24 protein-coding genes and 3 tRNA genes are annotated in these 20,543 nt (G+C 63.2%); 13 read left to right on the top strand and 14 right to left on the bottom strand.

Annotation, left to right across the window (positions count from 1 at the left end; genetic code table 11):
• Positions 1-183 precede the first annotated feature (183 nt).
• From ftsK to C167_RS0104600, 6 genes are read left to right on the top strand one after another with little or no spacing between them, the layout of a single operon-like run.
• Positions 184-2,595: a DNA translocase FtsK gene (gene ftsK, locus C167_RS0104625; RefSeq protein WP_017517089.1), complete on the top strand. Its 2,412-nt coding sequence runs from the start codon at positions 184-186 to the stop codon at positions 2,593-2,595.
• A 19-nt stretch (positions 2,596-2,614) separates the two neighbouring features.
• A complete protein-coding gene (gene lolA / locus C167_RS0104620) occupies positions 2,615-3,238 on the top strand; it encodes an outer membrane lipoprotein chaperone LolA (protein WP_017517088.1) in 624 nt (207 codons plus the stop codon).
• 38 nt (positions 3,239-3,276) lie between these two features.
• Positions 3,277-4,602 carry a replication-associated recombination protein A gene (locus tag C167_RS0104615; RefSeq protein ID WP_017517087.1) on the top strand — a complete coding sequence of 442 codons (1,326 nt, stop codon included), beginning with the start codon at positions 3,277-3,279 and terminating at the stop codon, positions 4,600-4,602.
• Positions 4,603-4,648: 46 nt separating this feature from the next.
• Positions 4,649-5,929: a serine--tRNA ligase gene (gene serS / locus C167_RS0104610; RefSeq protein ID WP_017517086.1), complete on the top strand. Its 1,281-nt coding sequence runs from the start codon at positions 4,649-4,651 to the stop codon at positions 5,927-5,929.
• A 1-nt stretch (position 5,930) separates the two neighbouring features.
• Complete coding sequence (gene cysG / locus C167_RS0104605) at positions 5,931-7,316, top strand: siroheme synthase CysG (RefSeq protein ID WP_017517085.1); 1,386 nt, start codon at positions 5,931-5,933, stop codon at positions 7,314-7,316.
• Positions 7,313-7,660 (top strand): lysozyme inhibitor LprI family protein, encoded by a 348-nt coding sequence (locus C167_RS0104600; protein ID WP_017517084.1) that lies wholly within the window; start codon positions 7,313-7,315, stop codon positions 7,658-7,660. Before cysG ends, C167_RS0104600 begins: the two co-directional genes overlap by 4 nt.
• A gap of 91 nt (positions 7,661-7,751) precedes the next feature.
• On the opposite strand, the gene C167_RS0104595 is transcribed toward C167_RS0104600, so the two are convergent.
• The 7 genes from C167_RS0104595 to C167_RS0104565 all read right to left on the bottom strand — a co-directional run bounded on the left by C167_RS0104595 (position 7,752) and on the right by C167_RS0104565 (position 12,000).
• Positions 7,752-8,753, bottom strand: coding sequence for a glutathione S-transferase family protein (locus C167_RS0104595; RefSeq protein ID WP_017517083.1), 1,002 nt, complete (start codon positions 8,751-8,753; stop codon positions 7,752-7,754).
• 87 nt (positions 8,754-8,840) lie between these two features.
• Positions 8,841-9,839 carry a glycosyl transferase family protein gene (locus C167_RS0104590; RefSeq protein WP_017517082.1) on the bottom strand — a complete coding sequence of 333 codons (999 nt, stop codon included), beginning with the start codon at positions 9,837-9,839 and terminating at the stop codon, positions 8,841-8,843.
• A complete protein-coding gene (locus C167_RS0104585) occupies positions 9,836-10,171 on the bottom strand; it encodes a TusE/DsrC/DsvC family sulfur relay protein (RefSeq protein ID WP_017517081.1) in 336 nt (111 codons plus the stop codon). The genes C167_RS0104590 and C167_RS0104585 overlap by 4 nt, the downstream gene beginning before the upstream one ends.
• A complete protein-coding gene (gene tusB, locus C167_RS0104580; RefSeq protein WP_017517080.1) occupies positions 10,168-10,470 on the bottom strand; it encodes a sulfurtransferase complex subunit TusB in 303 nt (100 codons plus the stop codon). The genes C167_RS0104585 and tusB overlap by 4 nt, the downstream gene beginning before the upstream one ends.
• Positions 10,470-10,829, bottom strand: coding sequence for a sulfurtransferase complex subunit TusC (gene tusC / locus C167_RS0104575; protein WP_017517079.1), 360 nt, complete (start codon positions 10,827-10,829; stop codon positions 10,470-10,472). Before tusC ends, tusB begins: the two co-directional genes overlap by 1 nt.
• The gene (tusD, locus tag C167_RS0104570) at positions 10,829-11,221 is read right to left on the bottom strand and encodes a sulfurtransferase complex subunit TusD (RefSeq protein ID WP_017517078.1); all 393 of its coding nucleotides are present in this window, start codon (positions 11,219-11,221) and stop codon (positions 10,829-10,831) included. Before tusD ends, tusC begins: the two co-directional genes overlap by 1 nt.
• A gap of 113 nt (positions 11,222-11,334) precedes the next feature.
• Positions 11,335-12,000, bottom strand: coding sequence for a Bax inhibitor-1/YccA family protein (locus C167_RS0104565; RefSeq protein WP_017517077.1), 666 nt, complete (start codon positions 11,998-12,000; stop codon positions 11,335-11,337).
• A gap of 134 nt (positions 12,001-12,134) precedes the next feature.
• Between C167_RS0104565 and C167_RS0104560 the strand changes: the two genes are divergently transcribed.
• The 7 genes from C167_RS0104560 to C167_RS0104525 all read left to right on the top strand — a co-directional run bounded on the left by C167_RS0104560 (position 12,135) and on the right by C167_RS0104525 (position 16,248).
• A tRNA-Ser gene (locus C167_RS0104560) sits at positions 12,135-12,222 on the top strand.
• A 207-nt stretch (positions 12,223-12,429) separates the two neighbouring features.
• Positions 12,430-12,693: a hypothetical protein gene (locus C167_RS33600; protein ID WP_235154288.1), complete on the top strand. Its 264-nt coding sequence runs from the start codon at positions 12,430-12,432 to the stop codon at positions 12,691-12,693.
• A gap of 235 nt (positions 12,694-12,928) precedes the next feature.
• Entirely contained in the window at positions 12,929-13,573 is a 645-nt protein-coding gene (uvrY, locus tag C167_RS0104545) for a UvrY/SirA/GacA family response regulator transcription factor (protein ID WP_017517075.1), read from the top strand.
• A gap of 2 nt (positions 13,574-13,575) precedes the next feature.
• Positions 13,576-15,402, top strand: coding sequence for an excinuclease ABC subunit UvrC (gene uvrC / locus C167_RS0104540; protein ID WP_017517074.1), 1,827 nt, complete (start codon positions 13,576-13,578; stop codon positions 15,400-15,402).
• A 32-nt stretch (positions 15,403-15,434) separates the two neighbouring features.
• A complete protein-coding gene (gene pgsA, locus C167_RS0104535; RefSeq protein ID WP_017517073.1) occupies positions 15,435-15,995 on the top strand; it encodes a CDP-diacylglycerol--glycerol-3-phosphate 3-phosphatidyltransferase in 561 nt (186 codons plus the stop codon).
• Between the two features lie 68 nt (positions 15,996-16,063).
• A tRNA-Gly gene (locus tag C167_RS0104530) sits at positions 16,064-16,139 on the top strand.
• Positions 16,140-16,174: 35 nt separating this feature from the next.
• Positions 16,175-16,248, top strand: a tRNA-Cys gene (locus C167_RS0104525).
• A gap of 111 nt (positions 16,249-16,359) precedes the next feature.
• Here C167_RS0104525 and C167_RS0104520 read toward each other — a convergent pair.
• The 7 genes from C167_RS0104520 to C167_RS0104490 form a co-directional block, all read right to left on the bottom strand.
• Positions 16,360-17,433 (bottom strand): integrase, encoded by a 1,074-nt coding sequence (locus C167_RS0104520; RefSeq protein WP_017517072.1) that lies wholly within the window; start codon positions 17,431-17,433, stop codon positions 16,360-16,362.
• Entirely contained in the window at positions 17,433-17,690 is a 258-nt protein-coding gene (locus tag C167_RS0104515; protein WP_017517071.1) for a DUF4224 domain-containing protein, read from the bottom strand. Before C167_RS0104515 ends, C167_RS0104520 begins: the two co-directional genes overlap by 1 nt.
• On the bottom strand, positions 17,687-18,415 hold the full coding sequence (locus tag C167_RS33215) for a hypothetical protein (protein ID WP_017517070.1): 729 nt from the start codon (positions 18,413-18,415) through the stop codon (positions 17,687-17,689). Before C167_RS33215 ends, C167_RS0104515 begins: the two co-directional genes overlap by 4 nt.
• 12 nt (positions 18,416-18,427) lie before the next feature.
• On the bottom strand, positions 18,428-19,141 hold the full coding sequence (locus tag C167_RS33595; protein ID WP_017517069.1) for a DNA cytosine methyltransferase: 714 nt from the start codon (positions 19,139-19,141) through the stop codon (positions 18,428-18,430).
• Positions 19,134-19,427 carry a hypothetical protein gene (locus tag C167_RS0104500; protein WP_017517068.1) on the bottom strand — a complete coding sequence of 98 codons (294 nt, stop codon included), beginning with the start codon at positions 19,425-19,427 and terminating at the stop codon, positions 19,134-19,136. The genes C167_RS33595 and C167_RS0104500 overlap by 8 nt, the downstream gene beginning before the upstream one ends.
• A gap of 239 nt (positions 19,428-19,666) precedes the next feature.
• Positions 19,667-19,885 (bottom strand): hypothetical protein, encoded by a 219-nt coding sequence (locus C167_RS0104495; protein WP_017517067.1) that lies wholly within the window; start codon positions 19,883-19,885, stop codon positions 19,667-19,669.
• Positions 19,882-20,541 carry a hypothetical protein gene (locus tag C167_RS0104490; RefSeq protein WP_017517066.1) on the bottom strand — a complete coding sequence of 220 codons (660 nt, stop codon included), beginning with the start codon at positions 20,539-20,541 and terminating at the stop codon, positions 19,882-19,884. The genes C167_RS0104495 and C167_RS0104490 overlap by 4 nt, the downstream gene beginning before the upstream one ends.
• Between the last annotated feature and the right edge of the window lie 2 nt (positions 20,542-20,543).

Raw genomic sequence — 20,543 nt, 5'->3', positions numbered from 1 at the left:
ATGCTCCAATTGAGCAGCCGAAAAACGGTGTTGGGCTATGCTACACCGAACCCCGGAAAGCCGGCAAAAGCGCAGTCGGGCACACCTGGGGTCGCTGGCATCGGCCGGCCAAAGCCGTACAATGGGCCCATTTCGCGGTCCAACGACTCTCGGACGCGCGTATAGCGCAGGAATAGAAGCGTTTTGAAGGACACCACAGCAAGCCACGCCGCCGCCTGGCGCCAGCAACTGCATTACCGTCTGAAGGAAGGGGCTCTGATCGCGCTCGGCGCGCTCTGTCTTTACCTGTGGATGGCGCTGCTCACCTACGATTCCGCCGATCCGGGCTGGAGCCATTCCAGTCACGTCGAACAGGTGCAGAATGCGGCTGGCCGCCTGGGCGCGCTGAGCGCAGACATCCTGTTCATGGTGCTGGGCTATTTTGCCTACCTGTTCCCGCTACTGCTGGCAGTGAAGACCTACCAGGTCTTCCGCAAGCGCCACATGCCTTGGGAATGGAACGGCTGGCTGTTCTCCTGGCGCTTGATCGGCCTGGTGTTCCTGGTGCTGTCCGGCTCCGCGCTGGCCTACATCCATTTCCATACCAGCGGTGCCCATATGCCGGCTACGGCTGGCGGCGCGCTGGGCGAGAGCCTGGGGCAGCTGGGCGTCAATGCACTGAACGTGCAGGGCAGCACGCTGCTGTTCCTGGCGCTGTTCCTGTTCGGCATGACGGTGTTCGCCGATCTGTCCTGGTTCAAGGTGATGGACGTCACCGGCAAGATTACCCTCGACCTCTTCGAACTGATCCACAACGCCACCAATCGCTGGTGGAGCGCCCGTAGCGAGCACAAGCAGCTGGTCGCTCAGCTTCGCGAGGTCGACGAGCGCGTGGCCGAAGTGGCCGCGCCCATCGTTGCCGACCGCCGCGAGCAGGCCAAGGTCAAGGAACGCCTGATCGAGCGCGAGGAAGCGCTGGTCAAGAGCGTGCAGGAGCGCGAAAAGCGTGTGGCGCCGAAGATTGATGTCCCGCCGCCGCCCAGCAAACCGGTCGAGCCGAGCAAGCGCGTGCTGAAGGAGAAACAGGCGCCGCTGTTCGTCGATACCGCTGTGGAAGGTACGCTGCCGCCACTGTCGATCCTCGACCCGGCGTCGGAAAAGAAGCAGAGCTACTCGCCGGAATCCCTGGAGGCGATGTCGCGCCTGCTGGAGATCAAGCTCAAGGAGTTCGGTGTCGAGGTCATAGTCGAGTCCGTGCATCCGGGCCCGGTGATCACCCGTTTCGAAATCCAGCCGGCCGCTGGCGTGAAGGTCAGCCGCATCTCCAACCTGGCCAAGGACCTGGCGCGTTCGCTGGCGGTGATCAGCGTGCGCGTGGTGGAAGTCATTCCCGGCAAGACTACCGTTGGCATCGAGATTCCCAACGAAGACCGGCAGATGGTGCGCTTCTCCGAAGTGCTGATGACGCCCGAGTATGACGAGCACAAGTCCACCGTGCCGCTGGCTCTGGGTCACGACATTGGCGGCAATCCGATCATCACTGATCTTGCGAAGATGCCGCACCTGCTGGTGGCCGGTACCACCGGTTCCGGTAAGTCGGTTGGCGTGAACGCCATGCTGCTGTCGATCCTGTTCAAGTCCACGCCCGAAGAGGCGCGCTTGATCATGATTGACCCGAAGATGCTGGAACTGTCGATCTACGAAGGCATTCCGCACCTGCTCTGCCCGGTGGTCACCGACATGAAGGAGGCCGCCAACGCGCTGCGCTGGAGCGTCGCCGAGATGGAGCGCCGCTACAAGCTGATGGCGGCCATGGGCGTGCGTAACCTCGCGGGCTTCAATCGCAAGGTGAAGGACGCCGAGGAGGCCGGCACGCCGCTGACCGACCCGCTGTACCGCCGCGAGAGCATGGAGGACGAGGCGCCGCTGCTGCAGACCCTGCCGACCATCGTGGTGGTGGTCGACGAATTCGCCGACATGATGATGATCGTCGGCAAGAAGGTGGAAGAACTGATCGCCCGTATCGCCCAGAAGGCGCGCGCGGCGGGCATCCACCTGATCCTGGCGACCCAGCGTCCGTCGGTGGACGTGATCACCGGCCTGATCAAGGCGAACATCCCGACCCGTATCGCGTTCCAGGTCTCGAGCAAGATCGACTCGCGCACCATCCTGGACCAGGGCGGCGCCGAGCAACTGCTGGGCCACGGCGACATGCTCTACCTGCCGCCGGGCACCGGCCTGCCGATCCGCGTCCATGGCGCCTTCGTCTCCGATGACGAGGTGCACCGCGTCGTCGAGGCGTGGAAGCTGCGTGGCGCGCCGAATTACATCGAGGACATCCTCGCCGGTGCCGATGAAGGCGGTGGCGGTTCGTTCGAAGGTGGCGGGGGCGGCGAAGGCGGCGAGGGCAGCGAGGACGATCCGCTCTACGACGAGGCCGTGCGCTTCGTGACCGAAAGCCGCCGGGCTTCCATCTCTGCCGTGCAGCGCAAGCTGAAGATCGGCTACAACCGCGCCGCACGGATGATCGAGGCGATGGAAATGGCCGGCGTGGTGACCGCGATGAATACCAATGGCTCGCGCGAAGTCATCGCGCCGGCCCCGATCCGTGATTGATTCGACTTCGAGGATTTCGATGCGTCTGATCCGCCTGTTGTTCGTTGCTGCGCTGGCTGTCGCCGGCGTTCAGGCCCATGCCGACGAGGCCGCTGCGCAGCGCCTGAGCGGGATGCTCACCAAAGCCCAGACCATGACCGCGCGTTTCTCCCAGCTGACCCTGGATGGCAGCGGCACCCGCCTGCAGGAAACCGCCGGCACCCTGGGCCTCAAGCGGCCGGGCCTGTTCCGTTGGCACACCGATGCGCCGAACGAGCAACTGCTCATCTCCAACGGCGAGAAGATCTGGCTGTACGACCCGGACCTGGAGCAGGTGACCATCCAGAAGCTCGACCAGCGCCTGACCCAGACCCCGGCGCTGCTGCTCTCCGGCGACGTGTCGAAGATCGGCCAGAGTTTCGACATTACTGCCAAGGACGGTGGCAACGTGGTCGACTTCACCCTCAAGCCGAAGTCCAAGGACACCCTGTTCGACAGCCTGCGGATTTCCTTCCGTAGTGGTGTGGTGAATGACATGCAGCTGATCGACAGCGTCGGCCAGCGCACCAACATCCTGTTCTTCGACGTGAAGATGAACGAGGCGATGGATCCCAAGCAGTTCGTCTTCGAAGTGCCCAAGGGCGTCGACGTCATCCAGGAATGATCGGCGCCCCGCGCCAGCTTTAAGTCATAGGTAAGACCTTGGATCTGTTCCGCTCCGCCCCCGTTTCCCAGCCCCTGGCCGCGCGCCTGCGCGCGACCAGCCTGGACGAGTACGTCGGCCAGGAGCACCTGCTCGCCCGCGGCAAGCCGCTGCGTGAGGCGTTGGAGCAGGGCGCGCTGCACTCGATGATCTTCTGGGGGCCGCCCGGGGTCGGCAAGACGACCCTGGCGAAGCTGCTGGCCCAGGTCACCGACGCGCACTTCGAGACCATCTCGGCGGTGCTCTCGGGCGTGAAGGAAATCCGCCAGTCGGTGGAAGTGGCCAAGCAGCACGCCGCGCAGTACGGTCGCCGCACGATTCTCTTCGTCGACGAAGTGCATCGCTTCAACAAGAGCCAGCAGGATGCCTTCCTGCCCTATGTAGAAGACGGCACGCTGATCTTCATCGGCGCGACCACCGAGAACCCCTCGTTCGAACTGAACAACGCGCTACTTTCCCGCGCCCGCGTCTATGTGCTGAAAAGCCTGGACGAGGCGGCCCTGCGCCGGTTGGTGGAGCGTGCGCTGACCGAAGAAAAGGGCTTGGGCAAGCGTAATCTGAGCCTGCCGGATGATAGTTTCGCCATTCTCATGGCCGCCGCCGATGGTGATGGCCGGCGCCTGCTCAACCTGCTGGAGAACGCCTCCGACCTCGCCGAGGACGACGGCGAGATCAGTGCCGAGCTGCTGCAGAACCTGCTGGGTGATTCGCGTCGTCGCTTCGACAAGGGGGGCGAGGCCTTCTATGACCAGATCAGTGCGCTGCACAAGTCGGTGCGCGGTTCCAGCCCCGACGGCGCGCTGTACTGGTATGCGCGCATGCTCGATGGCGGTTGCGATCCGCTCTATATCGCCCGCCGCGTGGTGCGCATGGCCAGCGAGGACATCGGCAATGCCGATCCCCGCGCCCTGACCCTGTGCCTGCACGCCTGGGATGTGCAGGAGCGCCTCGGCAGCCCGGAAGGTGAGCTGGCGATTGCGCAGGCTATTGTTTACCTGGCCTGCGCGCCGAAGAGCAATGCCGTCTACAACGCCTACAACACGGCGCGCCGCGAGGTGGCAGAGAGCGGGTCGCTGGAAGTGCCGCTGCATCTGCGCAATGCACCGACCAAGCTGATGAAGAACCTGGGCTATGGCGACGAATACCGTTATGCCCACGATGAGCCGGATGCCTATGCGGCCGGAGAAGACTACTTCCCCGAGTCCATGGAACCGCGCCAGTATTACCAACCCGTGCCGCGCGGGCTCGAACTGAAGATCGGCGAAAAGCTGCGCCACCTGGCTAGCCTCGACAAGGCCAGTTCCCGCCGTCGCAGAAAATCCTGAAGTGGCGCCCGCTAGCGCCGCCTGACACTAGACACGAGAAGACACCATGCTCGATTCCAAACTGGTCCGTACCCAGCCGCAGGAAGTGGCCGAACGCCTGGCCACCCGTGGCTTCACCCTGGATGTGGCGCGCATCGAAGCGCTGGAGAGCCAGCGCAAGTCCGTGCAGACCCGCACCGAGACCTTGCAGGCCGAGCGCAATTCGCGCTCCAAGGCCATCGGCCAGGCCATGAAGAACGGCGAGGATGTCGCGCCGCTGAAGGCCGAGGTGAACCGCATGGCGGAGCAGCTGGAAGCGGGCAAGCGCGAACTGGACGTCATCCAGGCCGAACTGGACAACCTGCTGCTGAACATCCCGAACCTGCCGCACGAATCCGTGCCGGTGGGAGCTGATGAAGAAGACAACGTCGAAGTCCGTCGCTGGGGTACCCCGCGCACCTTCGACTTCGAGATCAAGGACCACGTCGCCCTGGGCGAACAGCACGGCTGGCTGGACTTCGAGACCGCTGCGCGGCTGTCTGGCGCGCGCTTTGCCCTGATGCGCGGCCCGATTGCCCGCCTGCACCGCGCCCTGGCGCAGTTCATGATCGACCTGCATACCCGCGAGCATGGCTACGAAGAGGCCTACACCCCTTACCTGGTGCAGGCTCCGGCGCTCCAGGGCACCGGCCAGCTGCCGAAGTTCGAGGAAGACCTGTTCAAGATCCAGCGCGAAGACGAAGCGGATCTGTACCTGATCCCGACCGCCGAAGTCTCGCTGACCAACATCGTTGCCGGGCAGATCCTCGATGCGAAGGAGCTGCCGCTGAAGTTCGTCGCCCACACGCCCTGCTTCCGCAGCGAAGCCGGGGCGTCGGGCCGCGACACCCGCGGCATGATCCGCCAGCACCAGTTCGACAAGGTCGAGATGGTGCAGATCGTCGAGCCGTCGAAGTCCTGGGAGGCCTTGGAAAGCCTGGTCGGCAACGCCGAGAAGGTCCTCCAGGCCCTGGAGCTGCCGTACCGCGCGCTGGCGCTGTGCACCGGCGACATGGGCTTCGGTGCCGCCAAGACCTATGACCTCGAAGTCTGGGTGCCGAGCCAGGACAAGTACCGCGAGATTTCCTCCTGCTCCAACTGCGGTGACTTCCAGGCCCGCCGCATGCAGGCGCGCTACCGCAACCCGGAAACCGGCAAGCCGGAGCTGGTCCACACCCTCAACGGCTCGGGCCTGGCCGTAGGTCGTACCCTGGTCGCCGTGCTGGAGAACTACCAGCAGGCCGATGGCTCGATCCGCGTACCGGAAGTGCTCAAGCCGTACATGGCGGGCATCGAGGTGATCGGCTGAGATGGACTTCCTGCCGCTGTTCCACATCCTGCGCGGACGTCGCGCGCTACTGGTCGGCGGCGGTGATGTCGCACTGCGCAAGGCGCGCCTGTTGAGCGATGCCGGCGCGGTGCTGCGGGTCGTGGCGCCTGAAGTGCATTCGGAGCTGCGCGAGCTGATCGAGGAGGGCGCAGGCGAACTGCTCTTGCGTCCCTACGCCCGGGGCGACCTGCAGGATTGCGTGCTGGTCATCGCCGCCACCGATGATGAGCCGCTCAACGCCCAGGTGTCCCGGGACGCCAACGAGCGCGGCGTACCGGTCAATGTGGTCGACGCGCCGGCTCTGTGCAGCGTGATTTTCCCGGCCATCGTCGATCGTTCGCCGCTGGTGGTGGCAGTTTCCAGCGGCGGCGACGCGCCAGTGCTGGCAAGACTGCTGCGCGCCAAGCTGGAAACCTGGATTCCCGCAACCTACGGCCAACTCGCCGGCCTCGCCAGTCGCTTCCGCGAGCGTGTGAAGCAGCGCCTGCCGGACCTGCAGCAACGTCGCAAGTTCTGGGAGGAGGTGTTTCAGGGCCCGGTCGCCGAGCGCATGCTTGCCGGCCAGCCGAGCGAGGCCGAGCGTCTGCTGGCGGGCAAACTGGAATCGCCGCAGGCCGAGTCTCGCGGCGAGGTCTATCTGGTCGGCGCTGGTCCGGGCGACCCCGATCTGCTGACCTTCCGCGCCCTGCGCCTGATGCAGCAGGCCGATGTGGTGCTTTACGATCGCCTCGTTGCCCCGGCGATCCTCGAGCTATGTCGACGTGATGCAGATCGGCTCTATGTCGGCAAGCGTCGCGCGGATCACGCCGTACCGCAGGACGAGATCAATCGCCAGCTGGTCGAACTGGCCCGGCAGGGCAAGCGCGTGCTGCGCCTGAAGGGCGGCGATCCGTTCATCTTCGGTCGCGGTGGCGAGGAGATCGATGAGCTTGCTGCCAACGGCATCCCGTTTCAGGTCGTGCCGGGTATTACCGCAGCCAGTGGTTGCGCGGCCTACGCCGGAATTCCGTTGACGCACCGTGACTACGCGCAGTCCGTGCGTTTCGTGACTGGACACCTGAAGGACGGCAGCACTGACCTGCCGTGGAACGATCTGGTGGCGCCTGGGCAGACCCTGGTGTTCTACATGGGCTTGGTCGGCCTGCCGGTCATCTGCGAGCAACTGGTGCGTCATGGGCGTTCTGCCGACACGCCTGCCGCGCTCGTCCAGCAGGGCACTACGGTGCATCAACGTGTGTTCACCGGTACCCTGGCGAATTTGTCGGAGTTGGTGGCAGAGCACGAAGTCCATGCACCGACCCTGGTGATTGTCGGGGAAGTGGTGCAACTGCGTGAGAAGCTGGCGTGGTTCGAGGGGCAGCAGTGAAACCCCTGCGCGTTACCCTCCTGGGTGCTGCGTGTGCCCTGGGTTGCTTCGCCTTGCCGGCCTCGGCGGCCAGCTTCGACTGCAAGACGGCCAGACAGGCCGACGAGAAAGCCATCTGTGCGGATCGCCAGCTTTCAGAGATGGACGTGCAGGTGGCGACGACCTACCGCCTGCTGCGCGGCCTGTTTGCCATGGGCATGCGTGGCAACCTGGGCGACTCCCAGCTCGCCTGGCTGGAGCAGCGCCGCGCCTGCGGCGCCAACAAGGCCTGCCTCAAGCGGCGCTACCAGGAGCGCCTGGACGCGCTGCAGAAGGTCTACGACGGTATCGACAAGCCGATCTGACCGGTTCTTTGTAGGAGCGAGCTTGCTCGCGAACTCCCGGACAAGTTGAAGGCCTCAAGCGGTTCGCGAGCAAGCTCGTTCCTACAGTTGGTCAGCCCCTGCGCGCAATCCCGCTGCCCGGCAGATGCCCTCGCCCGTGCGCACCGGTGAAGTCCTGCTGAGGGCCAAGCGGCACTATACCCGTCGGGTTGATGGTGCGGTGGCTGGCGTAGTAGTGGTTCTTGATGTGCTGGAAGTCCACGGTTCCGGCAACGCCCTCCAGTTGATACAGTTCGCGCAGCCAGCCGGACAGGTTCGGGTAGTCGGCCAGGCGGCGCAGGTTGCACTTGAAGTGGCCGTGGTACACCGCATCGAAGCGAATCAGCGTGGTGAACAGGCGCACATCGGCTTCGGTCAGGTATTCGCCCGCCAGGTAGCGCTGCTGGCCCAGGCGCTCTTCCAGCCAGTCCAGTTCGTTGAACAATGTCTGGAACGCCCCTTCATAGGCGTCCTGTGTCGTGGCGAAGCCGGCGCGGTACACGCCGTTGTTCACGGCCGGGTAGATACGTTCGTTCAGTTCGTCGATCTGCGCGCGCAGAGGCTCCGGGTAGAGGTCCAGCGAGTTGCCGGTTATCCCGTCGAAGGCCACGTTGAACATGCGGATGATCTCCGCTGATTCGTTACTGACGATGCGTTGCTCGTGCTTGTCCCATAGCACCGGCACGGTGACGCGGCCGGTGTAGTTCGCATCGTCCCTGGTATAGCGCTGATGGAGAAAGTCCAGGCCGTCGAGCTTGTCGCCCGTCGACCCAAGGGTCTTGTCGAAGGTCCAGCCGTTTTCCAGCATGAGCCAGCTGACGACCGAAACGTCGATCACTGACTCAAGGCCCTTGAGCTGGCGATAGATCAGTGTGCGGTGGGCCCAGGGACAGGCCAGGGAGACATACAGGTGATAACGGCCGGCCTCGGCGCGGAAGCCGCCTTCGCCGCTCGGGCCGGGTTGGCCGTCGGCAGTTACCCAGTTGCGGCGCTGCGCATTCTCGCGCTGAAAGCTGCCGTCCTTGCTGGTGTCATACCACTGGTCATGCCAGCGGCCATCGATCAACTGTCCCATCTCGTAGCTCCTGAATCTGGGGGGATGGGTTCAGTCTATAGGCTGTAGCTCGATTGTTTAGCGCAAAAACAGGATTCCAAGTATCGGCTAAATCGATCTGTCTCGTGCGGCCCAGCGTCGATCGGCTTCGATGAAGGCTTCGTCGCGCTTCAATCCCGTGGCGCGCAGGGCGAGTGCCATGGTCGCGCGGACGGCCAGTTCGCCGTAGGCGTCTTCGGCTTCGCCGCGCCAGAAGGCGGCCAGGTGTGTCGGGTCCAGCGTTTCCGGCTTGACGTGGCGCAGTGGCGAGAGCGCTGGCCACTCTTCGTCCCAGGCTTCGCCGTCCCGGCAACCGTAAAGGTGCGAGGTGGCATCGGGGTTCATCTCGATCTCGCCGCCTTCGCCCTTGATGACGATGGCGTAGTCACCGAGCAGGCGGCTGCCCTCGCGATGCACTTCCTGATAACCGGGATGGAAGATGCTCTGCAGGACGCAGGTAGCGCCCAGGGGGTTGAGCAAGCGCACGGCCGAATGCATGGGGGAGCGCAGGCCCAGGGTGTTGCGCAGGTCGATCATGCGCTGCAGGCGCGGCATCCAATCCACCAGCGGAGCGAAGGCGATGCCCTTGGCATCCAGCGATTCGCTGACCGAGTTCCAGTTGCGACACAGTGGCAGGCCGAGCAGCTCCAGAAGCTGTTCGGTATAAACCCGTCCAGCGGTATGCGCGCCGCCGCCGTGCAGGAGGATGCGAGTGCCGCTGCCACCCAGACATTTGACGGCCAGCAGATACCAGGGCAGATGGCGCTTCTTGCCGGCGTAGCTGGGCCAGTCGAGGTCCACGGCGATCTTCGGTACCTCTAGGCGGCAGCGCACGGCTTCGGTGAAGCCGGCAAGTTCCTCGGCGCTTTCCTCCTTGTGCCGCAGCAGCATCAGGAAGGCGCCGAGTTGGGCTTCTTCGACCTTCTCGTCGAGGATCATGCCCAGTGCCTCGCGGGCTTCCTCCCGGGTCAGGCCACGGGCGCCGCGCTTGCCCTTGCCCAGGATGCGGACGAACTGGGCGAAGGGATGTTCGGCAGGTGTCTGAAGGACGAGTGGGGAGGCGGTCATAGGCAATTGGTCGGCTTCGGCAGGCCGGCTAGCTTGGCGGCAAGCTTGGCCGGTGTGCCTTTGAACAGAAGGTTGAGGTGCAGGCTGCTGCCTTTTTCCGCGCCCAGCTTCTGGGCCACGTACTTTATCAGCGGGCGATTGGCCGGCGACAGCTGGAACTCGCCGTAGAACTCGCGCAGCAGCAGGAGGATTTCCCAGTGCTCCGGAGTCAGGTGCAGGCCCTCGTTGTGCGCCAGCGCTTCGGCAACGGCATCGCTCCAGTCGTTGAGATCGACCAGATAGCCGTCCTTATCCAGCGGCAGGGAGTGGCCGTTGACCAGTAGGGTGCTCATAGCCAGGCGTTCACCTTGTCGAAGCGCGTGCAGAGTTCGACGAAGCCTGGGTAGTCCACTGCAACGACGCGGGCGGGCACATCATCCATGCCGCGGGCTTGCAGGTCTTCCAGCAGGGCGAAGAGCGCATTGGCCGAGGGCATCAGCTCCAGCGCCTGGCAGGGGGCGGTGCCGTCGCGCAATGCGTAGACAGCGTCGCCGGTCAGCAGCAGGCCATCGTCGGGCCCGAGCAGGTGCAGGCAGCTGGCGAGCCGGCCGTCATTGAACGGGGAGTGCGAGAGCAGGTGGAGAATGGCCATCAGATCGTGATCACCTGTTCGTGAGTCTGCAGCAGATTGCGCAGCGCGACATCGTCCAGCGCTCGGGCCGGCAGTGTCAGGCTGGCGTCATCCAGCCCGCGTTCGGCAAGGCTGCGGCTGCTGGTATAGAGCGCTTCCACGCCGAACAGTGGCAGGGCTTGCAGGTTGGCCTGCAAGTCTTTCTGTTCGACCCTGCTGGGGCGTTGATCGGGTGCAAGCTGGAACACGCCATCATCGAGGAAGAGCATGGAGATCGGCAGGTCGAAGGCGCCGCCGGCCAGGGCAATATCCAGCGCCTCGCGGGCGGCGGGGCCGGCCCAGGGCGCTTGGCGGCTGATGATCAAAAGGGACTTGGCCATCAGTTGCCTCCAAAGCAGACCAGACGGTCTGCCAGTTGCGCGGCTTCATGCAGCTGGCCGAGGCCGGAAAGATCCCAGGGCGCCTGCAGGTTTGCAGCAGGACGGGAATAGCGGCTGGCTTCCTCTGGATTGAGCACGCCCCGACGCAGCGCGGCGGCAATGCAGACCACTCCGTCCAGCCGGTGATCGGCGACAAAGCGTGTCCACGCAGCGGCGACGTCCAGCTCATCCTGGCTGGCAACGGCATTCGCCGAAGCGCTGTGCACGCCGTCCTGATAGAAAAACAGACGGGTAATTTCATGGCCGCCGGCCAATGCGGCCTCGGCAAAGCGCAGGGCTCGTCGGGCTGCCGGCGAGTGCGGCGGGGAGAAGAGGGCGATGACGAACTTCATGGAGCGGGCCTGATCGGCGAATTTTCGCTGAATGATACGGCGCTACGCGGATGTTTGCCGCGCTGAAAATGAAAAAAGCCCGTCGAGACGGGCTTTTTCCTGGGGCGTGACGATCAGTCGTCGCTGCCCATGATGCCGAAGATCTGCAACAGGCTGATGAACAGGTTGTAGATCGACACGTACAGGCTGATGGTGGCCATGATGTAGTTGCGCTCGCCACCGTGGATGATCGCGCTGGTCTGGAACAGGATCATCGCCGAGGAGAACAGCACGAAGCCGACGCTGATGGCCAGTTGCAGGCCACTGATCTGGAAGAACAGCGAAACCAGCACGGCGCCCAGCAGCACGAAGAAGCCCGCGGTGATGAAGCCGGACAGGAAACTCATGTCCTTGCGGGTCGTCAGTACGTAGGCGGACAGGCCGAAGAACACCAGGGCGGTCATGAAGAAGGCCGACGAGATCACGCTCGCACCATTGGCCATGCCCAGGTACATGTTCAGGATCGGGCCGAGGGTGTAGCCCATGAAGCCGGTGAGGGCGAAGGTGCTGACCAGGCCCCAGCCGCTGTTGCGCAGCTTCACGGTGAGGAAGAACAGGCCGTAGAAGCCAAGCAGAGTAACGATGGGGCCCAGGTAGGGCAGGCGCAGTTGCTGCGAGGCGTAGGCCACCAGGCCGCTGAAGGCCAGGGTCAGGGCCAACAGGCCGTAGGTATTGCGCAGGACGCCGCTGACCTCTTTCTGCTCCACGGCTGTGGAGTCGAGATATTGCCGTTCTTGCATGTCGAGACACTCCTGTTAAGCGGGATACGGATCCATGACCGTAGTGGTGCCAATCATAACAGACGAAAAAGCGTGCTGAATCATCAGAGTTTGACAGTGTGTTGCGATCCGGTAATATTGCCGCCCGCTCATGTGGAAGCGTGGCCGAGTGGTTTAAGGCAACGGTCTTGAAAACCGTCGACGGGCAACTGTCCTAGAGTTCGAATCTCTACGCTTCCGCCACTATTACAACGTTGAAAGCCCCGCCATGCGGGGCTTTCGCGTTTATGGGCAATTGCTGTCGGGCGCGCCGGCAGCTTGCCCCCTCTTAACTCGCGGGTCGGCGATTAAGTGATGAATGTCAGAAAAGTCGGTCATCCCGATAGATGCTTCTGTAGGACGCTGATCCGCTCAGTTAAACTTCAAGTACCACCCTTCGGAAAACTCTGAATGAACCAAGTCGAAGATCTCGAGCGGCAGATGCGTGAAGCGCTGGGCGTTGCTCCGAGGAAAGTGAAAACCACTCGGGAAGCCAGTAATCCCATGCGGGGCTATTTGATTGTTCTGAGTGTGCGCGCAGACAGCGGGCCCGCATTTCGCTTCGAGCATCGTTCGCGCTCATTGAGCCGCACCGAGGCGATCCTGGAAGCGGAAAAGGCAGCGCGCGCCGCAGGCTACAAGCCCTGGGCCCTGCTGGATGCCGTCGAAGCCTGAGATCCATCTGTATTGCCATCGTTCCTTCCTGGTAAAGAATTCCCGGTACGGCCGTCCTAGACGGCCCGGCAAGCATCTGTCAGCATTTATCCCACCTGCGCTGCATTTCTCTGGCGCTTGCATTTTGGCGAACCGCTTCCAAGCTAGGTCGTAGAGCCGCTTTCTGTTAAGGTTCGGCAATTGTTCGGAGTCTCTTTTCGGGGCTCGCCATTCCATTCTGTTCAAGGGGTGCTGCGTGATTAAGGTGCTGGTGGTCGATGATCACGATCTGGTGCGCACCGGAATTACCCGCATGCTGGCTGACATCGACGGCCTGCAGGTCGTCGGGCAGGCCGACTCCGGCGAGCGAGGGCTGCAACTGGCTCGCGAGCTCAAGCCTGACGTCGTGCTGATGGATGTGAAGATGCCAGGCATCGGCGGTCTCGAAGCTACTCGCAAGCTGCTGCGCAGCCAGCCCGACGTGCGTGTCGTGGTGGTGACGGTTTGCGAGGAAGACCCCTTCCCGACCCGCCTGATGCAAGCGGGCGCGGCCGGTTACCTCACCAAGGGCGCCGCCCTGGACGAGATGGTCCAGGCCATTCGCCAGGTGTTTGCCGGCCAGCGCTATATCAGCCCACAAATAGCCCAGAACCTTGCGCTGAAATCCTTCGAGCCGGAAAGAAACGCATCGCCGTTCGATACCTTGTCCGAGCGCGAAATCCAGATCGCGCTGATGATCGCGAACTGCCATAAGGTGCAGAGCATTTCGGACAAGCTGTGCCTCTCGCCCAAGACCGTGAATACCTACCGCTACCGCATTTTCGAAAAACTCTCGATCACCAGTGACGTAGAGCTGGCGTTGCTGGCTGTTCGGCACGGCATGGTCGACGCCAGCAACTGATCATGGTGCAAGCGTTCGATTCGGCGGCCTTCCTGGCGACGTGCAGCGGACGGCCGGGCGTTTATCGCATGTTCGATGCCGAGGCCAAGCTGCTGTACGTCGGCAAGGCGAAGGACCTCAAGAAGCGTCTCTCCAGTTATTTCCGCAAATCCGGCCTGGCGCCCAAGACGGCCGCCCTGGTGGCGAAAATCGCCCAGGTCGAGACCACCATTACTGCCAACGAGACCGAGGCGCTGCTGCTCGAGCAGACGCTGATCAAGGAATGGCGACCGCCTTACAACATTCTCCTGCGCGACGATAAGTCGTATCCCTACGTCTTCCTGTCGAGCGAGGACCCGTTCCCGCGCCTGACTATCCACCGGGGTGCCAAGAAGGCCAAAGGGCGTTACTTTGGCCCATACCCCAGCGCCGGCGCCATTCGCGAAAGCCTGGCGTTGCTGCAGAAGGCATTCTTCGTGCGCCAATGCGAGGATAGCTACTACCGCAACCGCACGCGTCCGTGCCTGCAATACCAGATCAAGCGTTGCAAGGCTCCTTGCGTCGGGCTGGTGAGCGAGGAGGAGTACGCCGAAGACGTGCGTCACTCGATCATGTTTCTCGAAGGACGAAGCAATGTGCTGGCCGAAGAGTTGTCCACCAGCATGGAGCAGGCGGCGATGCGCCTGGACTTCGAGAAGGCGGCGGAGTTGCGCGACCAAGTGCAGATTCTGCGCCGAGTGCAGGACCAGCAGAGCATGGAGTTCGGCACGGGCAATGTCGATGTGGTGGCAGCCATCGTCACCCCGGGCGGCGCCTGCGTGCACCTGATAAGCGTGCGCGGCGGTCGGGTGCTGGGCAGCAAGAATTTCTTCCCGCAGGTGGCGATCGAGGAGGAGGTGGGCGACGTCCTGCTGGCCTTCCTCGGGCAGTACTACCTCAGCCATCACGAGCGCGATCTGCCGAACGAACTGATCGTCAACGCCGTGCATGAAGACTTCCCGGTCCTCGCAGCGGCCATCGAGGAGTCCCGTGGCCGCCTGCTGGAAATCACTCCGCGAGTGCGAGGCACGCGTGCACGCTGGCAACAACTGGCGGTTACCAATGCCGAACAGGCGCTGGCCGCGCGCCTCGCGAACCGCCAACACATGGCGGCACGCTTCGATGCGCTGGGTGAGGCGCTGGATCTGCCGGAGCCCCCGCAGCGCCTCGAATGCTTCGATATCAGTCATTCCAGCGGCGAGGCGACCGTCGCTTCCTGCGTGGTCTTTGGGCCGGAGGGCGCCCTGAAGTCGGACTATCGGCGCTTCAATATCGAGGGCATTACCGGTGGCGATGATTACGCCGCCATGCACCAGGCACTGACGCGTCGTTTCAGCCGTCTGAAGGAAGGTGAGGGCAAGATGCCCGATATTCTCCTGGTGGATGGCGGCAAGGGGCAGCTCGCGATGGCCCAGGAAGTGCTTCAGGAGTTGGCAGTCGTTGGACTTACGCTGCTCGGTGTCGCCAAGGGCGTCACCCGCAAGCCTGGCCTCGAGACGCTTTACCTCAATGACGCCGAACACGAATTCACCTTGCCCGCCGACTCGCCGGCCTTGCATCTGATTCAGCAGATTCGCGACGAGGCGCATCGCTTTGCCATCACCGGGCACCGTGCCCGCCGGGGCAAGGCGCGCCGCACTTCAACCCTGGAGGAGGTCGCTGGCGTCGGACCCAAGCGCCGCCGCGACCTGCTCAAGCATTTTGGCGGGTTGCAGGAATTGGGCAGAGCCAGTATCGAAGAAATCGCCAAGGCCCCCGGCATCAGTAAAAAGCTGGCAGAGCAGATTTATGCTGCACTGCACAGCGAGTAGAATGCCGGCTCAACTCGCAGACCTACTGACCGATGAATATCCCGAACCTGCTTACACTGCTCCGCGTTCTGCTCATTCCGATCTTCATCCTGCTGTTCTATCTCCCGTTCCCGGCCAGTCATCTGGCTGCCAGTGCGGTCTTCGCTCTTGCCGCCGCTACCGACTGGCTGGATGGCTACCTGGCGCGCCGATTGGGACAGAGCACGCCCTTTGGCGCTTTCCTCGATCCGGTGGCGGACAAGCTGATGGTCGCCACTGCACTGGTGCTGCTGGTGGAGGAGCACTCGAACCTGTGGCTGACACTGCCTGCTGCCATCATCATCGGCCGCGAGATTGTGGTATCGGCGCTGCGTGAGTGGATGGCCGAGATCGGAGCCCGGGCGCATGTGGCTGTTTCCAGCCTGGGCAAATGGAAGACGGCGGCACAGATGCTCGCGCTGGTCATATTGTTGGCCAATCCGCCGCTGATGACCTTCTGGGTCCTGGTGGGCTATGCCCTTCTGATCGTCGCTGCCATTCTTACCTTGTGGTCGATGCTGCACTATCTGTTGGCTGCCTGGCCGCACCTGAATACGACCCCGAAAGAGAAATAACTATTTTTGAATCAAGGAGTTGACAGGCATTTCTGAAACGTTAGAATGGCGCCCGTCAACACGACAACGCGGGAATAGCTCAGTTGGTAGAGCACGACCTTGCCAAGGTCGGGGTCGCGAGTTCGAGTCTCGTTTCCCGCTCCAGATTTTGATGATTCGCTTTGAGTCATCCGTGTTATGGCTGAGTAGCAGAGTGGTTATGCACCGGATTGCAAATCCGTGAACGCCGGTTCGATTCCGACCTCAGCCTCCAAACAGAAAGCCCCGTAGATCAAGCATTTACGGGGCTTTTTGCTTTCTGCCTTTCCTGCATCATTTCCGTTATTTTCGAATCGTTTCCGTTACTCGGCCCCGGCGGGGAGGGTTAGCGGGTCGGTTTGACTACTTCGCCGACACGGCGGTAGACCTTCTTCGTAATCTCTTCTTTGCTGTGGCCCAGCAGCTTGCTGGCGTCAGCGATGTCCTCGATCTCGCTCGCGGCTTTGGGGCGTATGTCGCTGAACACGAATGCCTTGATCCGCTCCGCCAGCGGCTTGTCGTGGGCCTCGATCGCGGCTGCGGCAGCCTGGTTGCGTGCTTCGTTCCAGCGGTTGACGAGCATGCGGTAGCTCAGGCGCAACCCCCGACTGTTGGTGATCAGCGTCGAGCTGGTGATGCCGGCGAGCTTGCGGCGCTCCAGTAGGCCGTCGATGAACTTGCCCAGCCCCGTGGCTTCGCCCTCGACGTGCAGCCGCACGCGCAGCTTTATCGTCGTCTTGCCCTGGGCGACCAGCAGGAAATCCGGGGTCAGGTCGCCAGTGGCCACCTTGAGGGTGTCTGCTGGGCGCTGGCCAGCCAAATAGGCCATATCCATTGCGTCGCGCAGCTCCTGGCAGGCTTGGGCGTAGACGGCGGACCAAACGTCGTGGCCCGCATAAAAGCTCCGCGGGCGCTCTTTATTGCGGCGGACCCCGGCGCAGGGGTTGGCGCCGTCGTGGTAGCCCCATTCCCGCGCGAGAGTAAAGACGTGGGAAAGGAGGGCAATCTCGCGATTGCCGCGTGTTTTTGCCGTCCGTGCGTCCCGGTACTGCGCAATCACCTGGGGCGTGATCGCGCCGATAGGGGCTTTATCGAACGCCTTGCGCAGGCGCGGCAGCTCGTATTTTCGATTGTCGTCCTGGGAGCGCTTGGACTTGGTTGGGATGATCTCGTTTTCGTAGCGGTCGAACAGCTCCGACATGTAGCGGATGGTTTTCGGAGGTGTTGCCCGGGCGAGGCGTGCCCATTCCTGCAGCGCCTCGCCGAGGTCGGTCCCGAGAGGGATTTCCTTGACCTTGCCGTCCTCCTTGCGGCCAAGGTAGTAGTAGCCGACCCATTCTTTACCTGATTTCAACACGCGCACGCGTTTGAGCATGCGCGGGGGGAGGTTGCTGTTCTCCTTTTTGCGGGGGCGGCCCATCAGCTGACGTCCCTCAAGTCGAGTTGCCAAGGTTCCTCGACAGCGGCCGAGCTGGTGGGCTTCACGCCGGCCAGCTTCAGACGCGCGTAGATGCGGCCGACGATGGGGCGTCCGGCGGCGTTGACCTCGTAGACCCAGTGGTGAGCCTGCAGCCACTGGATCTGCTTACTTGGCCAAACGACGCCCAGCATGCTGCACAGTTCGGCCTCGGTCAGGAACTCGGAGGCAGGGCCGGGCACAGGTTTGGTGTGGGTCATAAGTCTCTCACCATGCTGGGCGTCGGCACTCCGAATTCGGCGCAGCGATCGAGGCGTTCGAGTTCGGCGACGATGAGGGCGCCGGCCTTGATCAGCAGGCGGCGCGGGCTGCTGGGTTTCAGCCACTGGCTATCCCATGGCCACATCACGCGCCAAAGCTCCGACGGCTGGCCAGCAGCCCACAAGGCGAGGCAGCCAGCAGCGTCGGCAAGCTGGCCACCATCGTGCTCGGCATCGTGGGCGAGGGTCCAGCCTTCGACGGCCACCTGGCGGGCGCGTTCGAGGTGGATCTGATCGAGGATCTGCCCGGTAGGGGTTGCGGCTGGATGCTGGGTGTAAAGCCTGGTTCCTGCCGGTAGCTGAGCCATCCTCGCCGTATCCTTACGATCGAGCCAAAGGCCATTGCGTTCGTCGTCAGGATCTCCGGGCAGCAGGGTGGCGACTGGTGTAGCTGGTGGGCGGGCCTGCATTGCTTCGCGCAAGGCTTTGGCGCTGACGGTCAATGTCGCCTCGTCGCCAGTCCGTGCGGCCTCGTACAGCTCCTGCAGCTCGGGGGAAGGCATCAGTACCCTGGCGTCATCGTCTGCCGTGGTGCATTCTACCCACTGCAGGCTTTCGCTGACGGCGGTTGCAATGATGGCGGCCATTTCCTCGATGGAATCGACATCCCTACAGGCTCCATCTAGGGCGTCCTCGATGCATCGCGTGAGGTTCTTGGTAGTCATGCGGTCTCCTCCCTACAGCCAGTCAGCGGCGAGCATGGCGAATGCTGCCGCTGCCACTCGCGGGTCCTGGCCATCGCCAATGGCGCGATTCCGGTCCATCCGATCGGCCATCCCATCAGGCTTTCCCAAAAATCCGGGTTCACATACAGCTTGCCGGTGGGCGTTCCACGCAATTTGTTCTTGCTTCCGCCAACCTCCTGGAATGTCCCGCCCCAGTGGTTGGAGCCATGGCATGGAGTCGGCCAGGATCCACGTCCGCTTGCGGACGTGATCGGCGCCGATGTCGTTTGATCCGAGCACACACCAGCGAGCATCGAACCCCAGCTCGGCCAGGTCGCCGAGAACACGGCCGAGCCCTCGATGAGGCAGTTCTGCCGCGTTCTCCAAGAACGCGAATCGAGGGCGTACTTCGCGAAGGATGCGGGGTACTTCCACCCATACCCCGCTTGCCTCGCCCTCGATGCCTTCTTTCTTCCCTGCACGAGTGATGTCCGTACAGGGAAAGCCTTCCGATACAATGTCAATAAGGCCGCGCCATGGGCGTCCGTCGAAGGAGCGAACATCATCCCAAATGGGGAACGGTGGCAGATGTCCTTCATCTTGGCGCTGCATGAGTCGTCTAGCGCGGTAGGCGTTGATCTCCACGGCGCAGACTGTCCGCCAGCCGAGCAGCTTGCCGGCAAGAATCCCTCCGCCAGCGCCTGAGAAAAGTGCCAGCTTATTCATCAGGTCCCCCGGGTAATGCCATGCCAAGGCGCGCAGTTGCGGCCGCTACGATGGCCAGCAGAAGGTCGCGGGGCAGGGTGCCGGCTGCGATCGCGGCCGGCAGGTCGGCGGGATGGATGCAGAGTGTCCCGGCCTGTAGCTCGGCGAGGTGGATCTGGCCGGTGATGTCGAAGTGGCAGATAAACCTCGCGGTGAGGATGATTTCCCTAGCTGCGGCCTGGGCCTGTTCACTGCGATTTTGCTGTCTTGCCAGCGGAAGAGTCGTAGTGGTGGCGGGGGTCGTCATGATTTGCTCCCTGGTTGTCATTGGCGTAGGGCCGCTGGTGGGCTCGGCAATGCAACTGCCACGCTGGGTGCGCGTGGTCGGAGAGCTGGACGCGACGTGTGAGTGTAGGTCTACGCGCAGGCTCAGGAGGCAGTGCAGACTCCCGAGATTGAGCGCGAGGACTACGACTCGTAGTCCAGCACGGTCTGATGCGTGTTCAGGAAATATCCGGTAACGGAGTAGGCACAGCGCGAAGGGAATCATGGCAGTTCGTTCTCCAGATCCTGGGCCAGCAGCTGGTCGCGGGTTTCGCGTTTGAGCTGGTGCAGGGTGGGGCCGTCGATGTGTTGGAGTAACCGCGCCTCCATGGCGCGGTCGAAGCGTTTCAGCTCAGCGAGTTGGCGGGTTGCTGTCTGGTAGTGGTGTTGCAGCAAGCCTGCATCCTCAGGGCTGAGGCGCACGGGGCGGACGCGGGTCACGCGGCCCGCCTTGGCGAGGACTCCTCGCTCTGCTGCGCTGCCGGCTGTACGCGCTGGATCAGCTGCAGGAGGTGATCAGCGGCGACCTGGGCGTGGTTGACCTTCTGCGAGCCGGTGCGGCGGAACTGGGCGGCGTGTTGGCCGAGCTGGCGGGCGGCGTGTTGCAGGTGTTGCACGTCTGCCGGCAACAGGGCGCGGGCCTCGGCGCGGTTGAGTTGTTCCACCACCAGTTCAAGCGCGTCGGCGGCGAGGCGCTTGGTGGACGCATGCGCTTCGGCTTGGGCGACCAGCGCCTGCGCCAGATCATCCACCTGGCCGAGTTCTGCGCCCAGTCGCGCCTCTAAGCGCTGGTTTTCATCGTACAGCTGGCGGAGCGTGAGCCGAGATTCCTCCAGCTCGGCTGCGCCCCATTCGGCCTCGACGCGCAGGCGTCTGAGTTGTGAGCGCTCGTATTCCACGGATAGCTCCAGCTGTTCGCTGGCGTCATGTTCGCGGCGCAGCTCGTCCTCCAACTCCAGCACTTTGTCCGCGAAGATGGCGGCCTTGATCGCACCGCGCCGTTCGCCGTCGTGACGCCCGTTGTAGTAGGCGATCAGGGCGAGGATGACGCTGGCGGCGGCGAGGATGAGCAATACGACAATCTGCTGGTGTTCCATGG

This window comes from Pseudomonas nitroreducens TX1 (assembly GCF_000313755.1).
In the GTDB taxonomy this organism is placed as follows: domain Bacteria; phylum Pseudomonadota; class Gammaproteobacteria; order Pseudomonadales; family Pseudomonadaceae; genus Pseudomonas; species Pseudomonas nitroreducens_A.
The sequence above is the reverse complement of the archived record's forward strand: the minus strand, read 5'-3'. Positions and strand labels throughout refer to the sequence as shown.

Excerpts from the sequence above, each read along its gene's own strand:
- tusB (WP_017517080.1), bottom strand. The coding sequence starts at position 10,470 with ATGGCCATTCTCCACCTGCTCTCGCACTCCCCGTTCAATGACGGCCGG.
- cysG (WP_017517085.1), top strand. The coding sequence starts at position 5,931 with ATGGACTTCCTGCCGCTGTTCCACATCCTGCGCGGACGTCGCGCGCTA.
- lolA (WP_017517088.1), top strand. The coding sequence starts at position 2,615 with ATGCGTCTGATCCGCCTGTTGTTCGTTGCTGCGCTGGCTGTCGCCGGC.
- C167_RS0104515 (WP_017517071.1), bottom strand. The coding sequence starts at position 17,690 with ATGACCCACACCAAACCTGTGCCCGGCCCTGCCTCCGAGTTCCTGACC.
- C167_RS0104565 (WP_017517077.1), bottom strand. The coding sequence starts at position 12,000 with ATGCAAGAACGGCAATATCTCGACTCCACAGCCGTGGAGCAGAAAGAG.
- C167_RS33600 (WP_235154288.1), top strand. The coding sequence starts at position 12,430 with ATGAACCAAGTCGAAGATCTCGAGCGGCAGATGCGTGAAGCGCTGGGC.
- pgsA (WP_017517073.1), top strand. The coding sequence starts at position 15,435 with ATGAATATCCCGAACCTGCTTACACTGCTCCGCGTTCTGCTCATTCCG.
- tusD (WP_017517078.1), bottom strand. The coding sequence starts at position 11,221 with ATGAAGTTCGTCATCGCCCTCTTCTCCCCGCCGCACTCGCCGGCAGCC.
- uvrC (WP_017517074.1), top strand. The coding sequence starts at position 13,576 with ATGGTGCAAGCGTTCGATTCGGCGGCCTTCCTGGCGACGTGCAGCGGA.
- C167_RS0104585 (WP_017517081.1), bottom strand. The coding sequence starts at position 10,171 with ATGAGCACCCTACTGGTCAACGGCCACTCCCTGCCGCTGGATAAGGAC.
- C167_RS0104590 (WP_017517082.1), bottom strand. The coding sequence starts at position 9,839 with ATGACCGCCTCCCCACTCGTCCTTCAGACACCTGCCGAACATCCCTTC.
- C167_RS0104490 (WP_017517066.1), bottom strand. The coding sequence starts at position 20,541 with ATGGAACACCAGCAGATTGTCGTATTGCTCATCCTCGCCGCCGCCAGC.
- C167_RS33595 (WP_017517069.1), bottom strand. The coding sequence starts at position 19,141 with ATGAATAAGCTGGCACTTTTCTCAGGCGCTGGCGGAGGGATTCTTGCC.
- tusC (WP_017517079.1), bottom strand. The coding sequence starts at position 10,829 with ATGGCCAAGTCCCTTTTGATCATCAGCCGCCAAGCGCCCTGGGCCGGC.
- serS (WP_017517086.1), top strand. The coding sequence starts at position 4,649 with ATGCTCGATTCCAAACTGGTCCGTACCCAGCCGCAGGAAGTGGCCGAA.
- C167_RS0104500 (WP_017517068.1), bottom strand. The coding sequence starts at position 19,427 with ATGACGACCCCCGCCACCACTACGACTCTTCCGCTGGCAAGACAGCAA.
- C167_RS33215 (WP_017517070.1), bottom strand. The coding sequence starts at position 18,415 with ATGACTACCAAGAACCTCACGCGATGCATCGAGGACGCCCTAGATGGA.
- C167_RS0104595 (WP_017517083.1), bottom strand. The coding sequence starts at position 8,753 with ATGGGACAGTTGATCGATGGCCGCTGGCATGACCAGTGGTATGACACC.
- C167_RS0104520 (WP_017517072.1), bottom strand. The coding sequence starts at position 17,433 with ATGGGCCGCCCCCGCAAAAAGGAGAACAGCAACCTCCCCCCGCGCATG.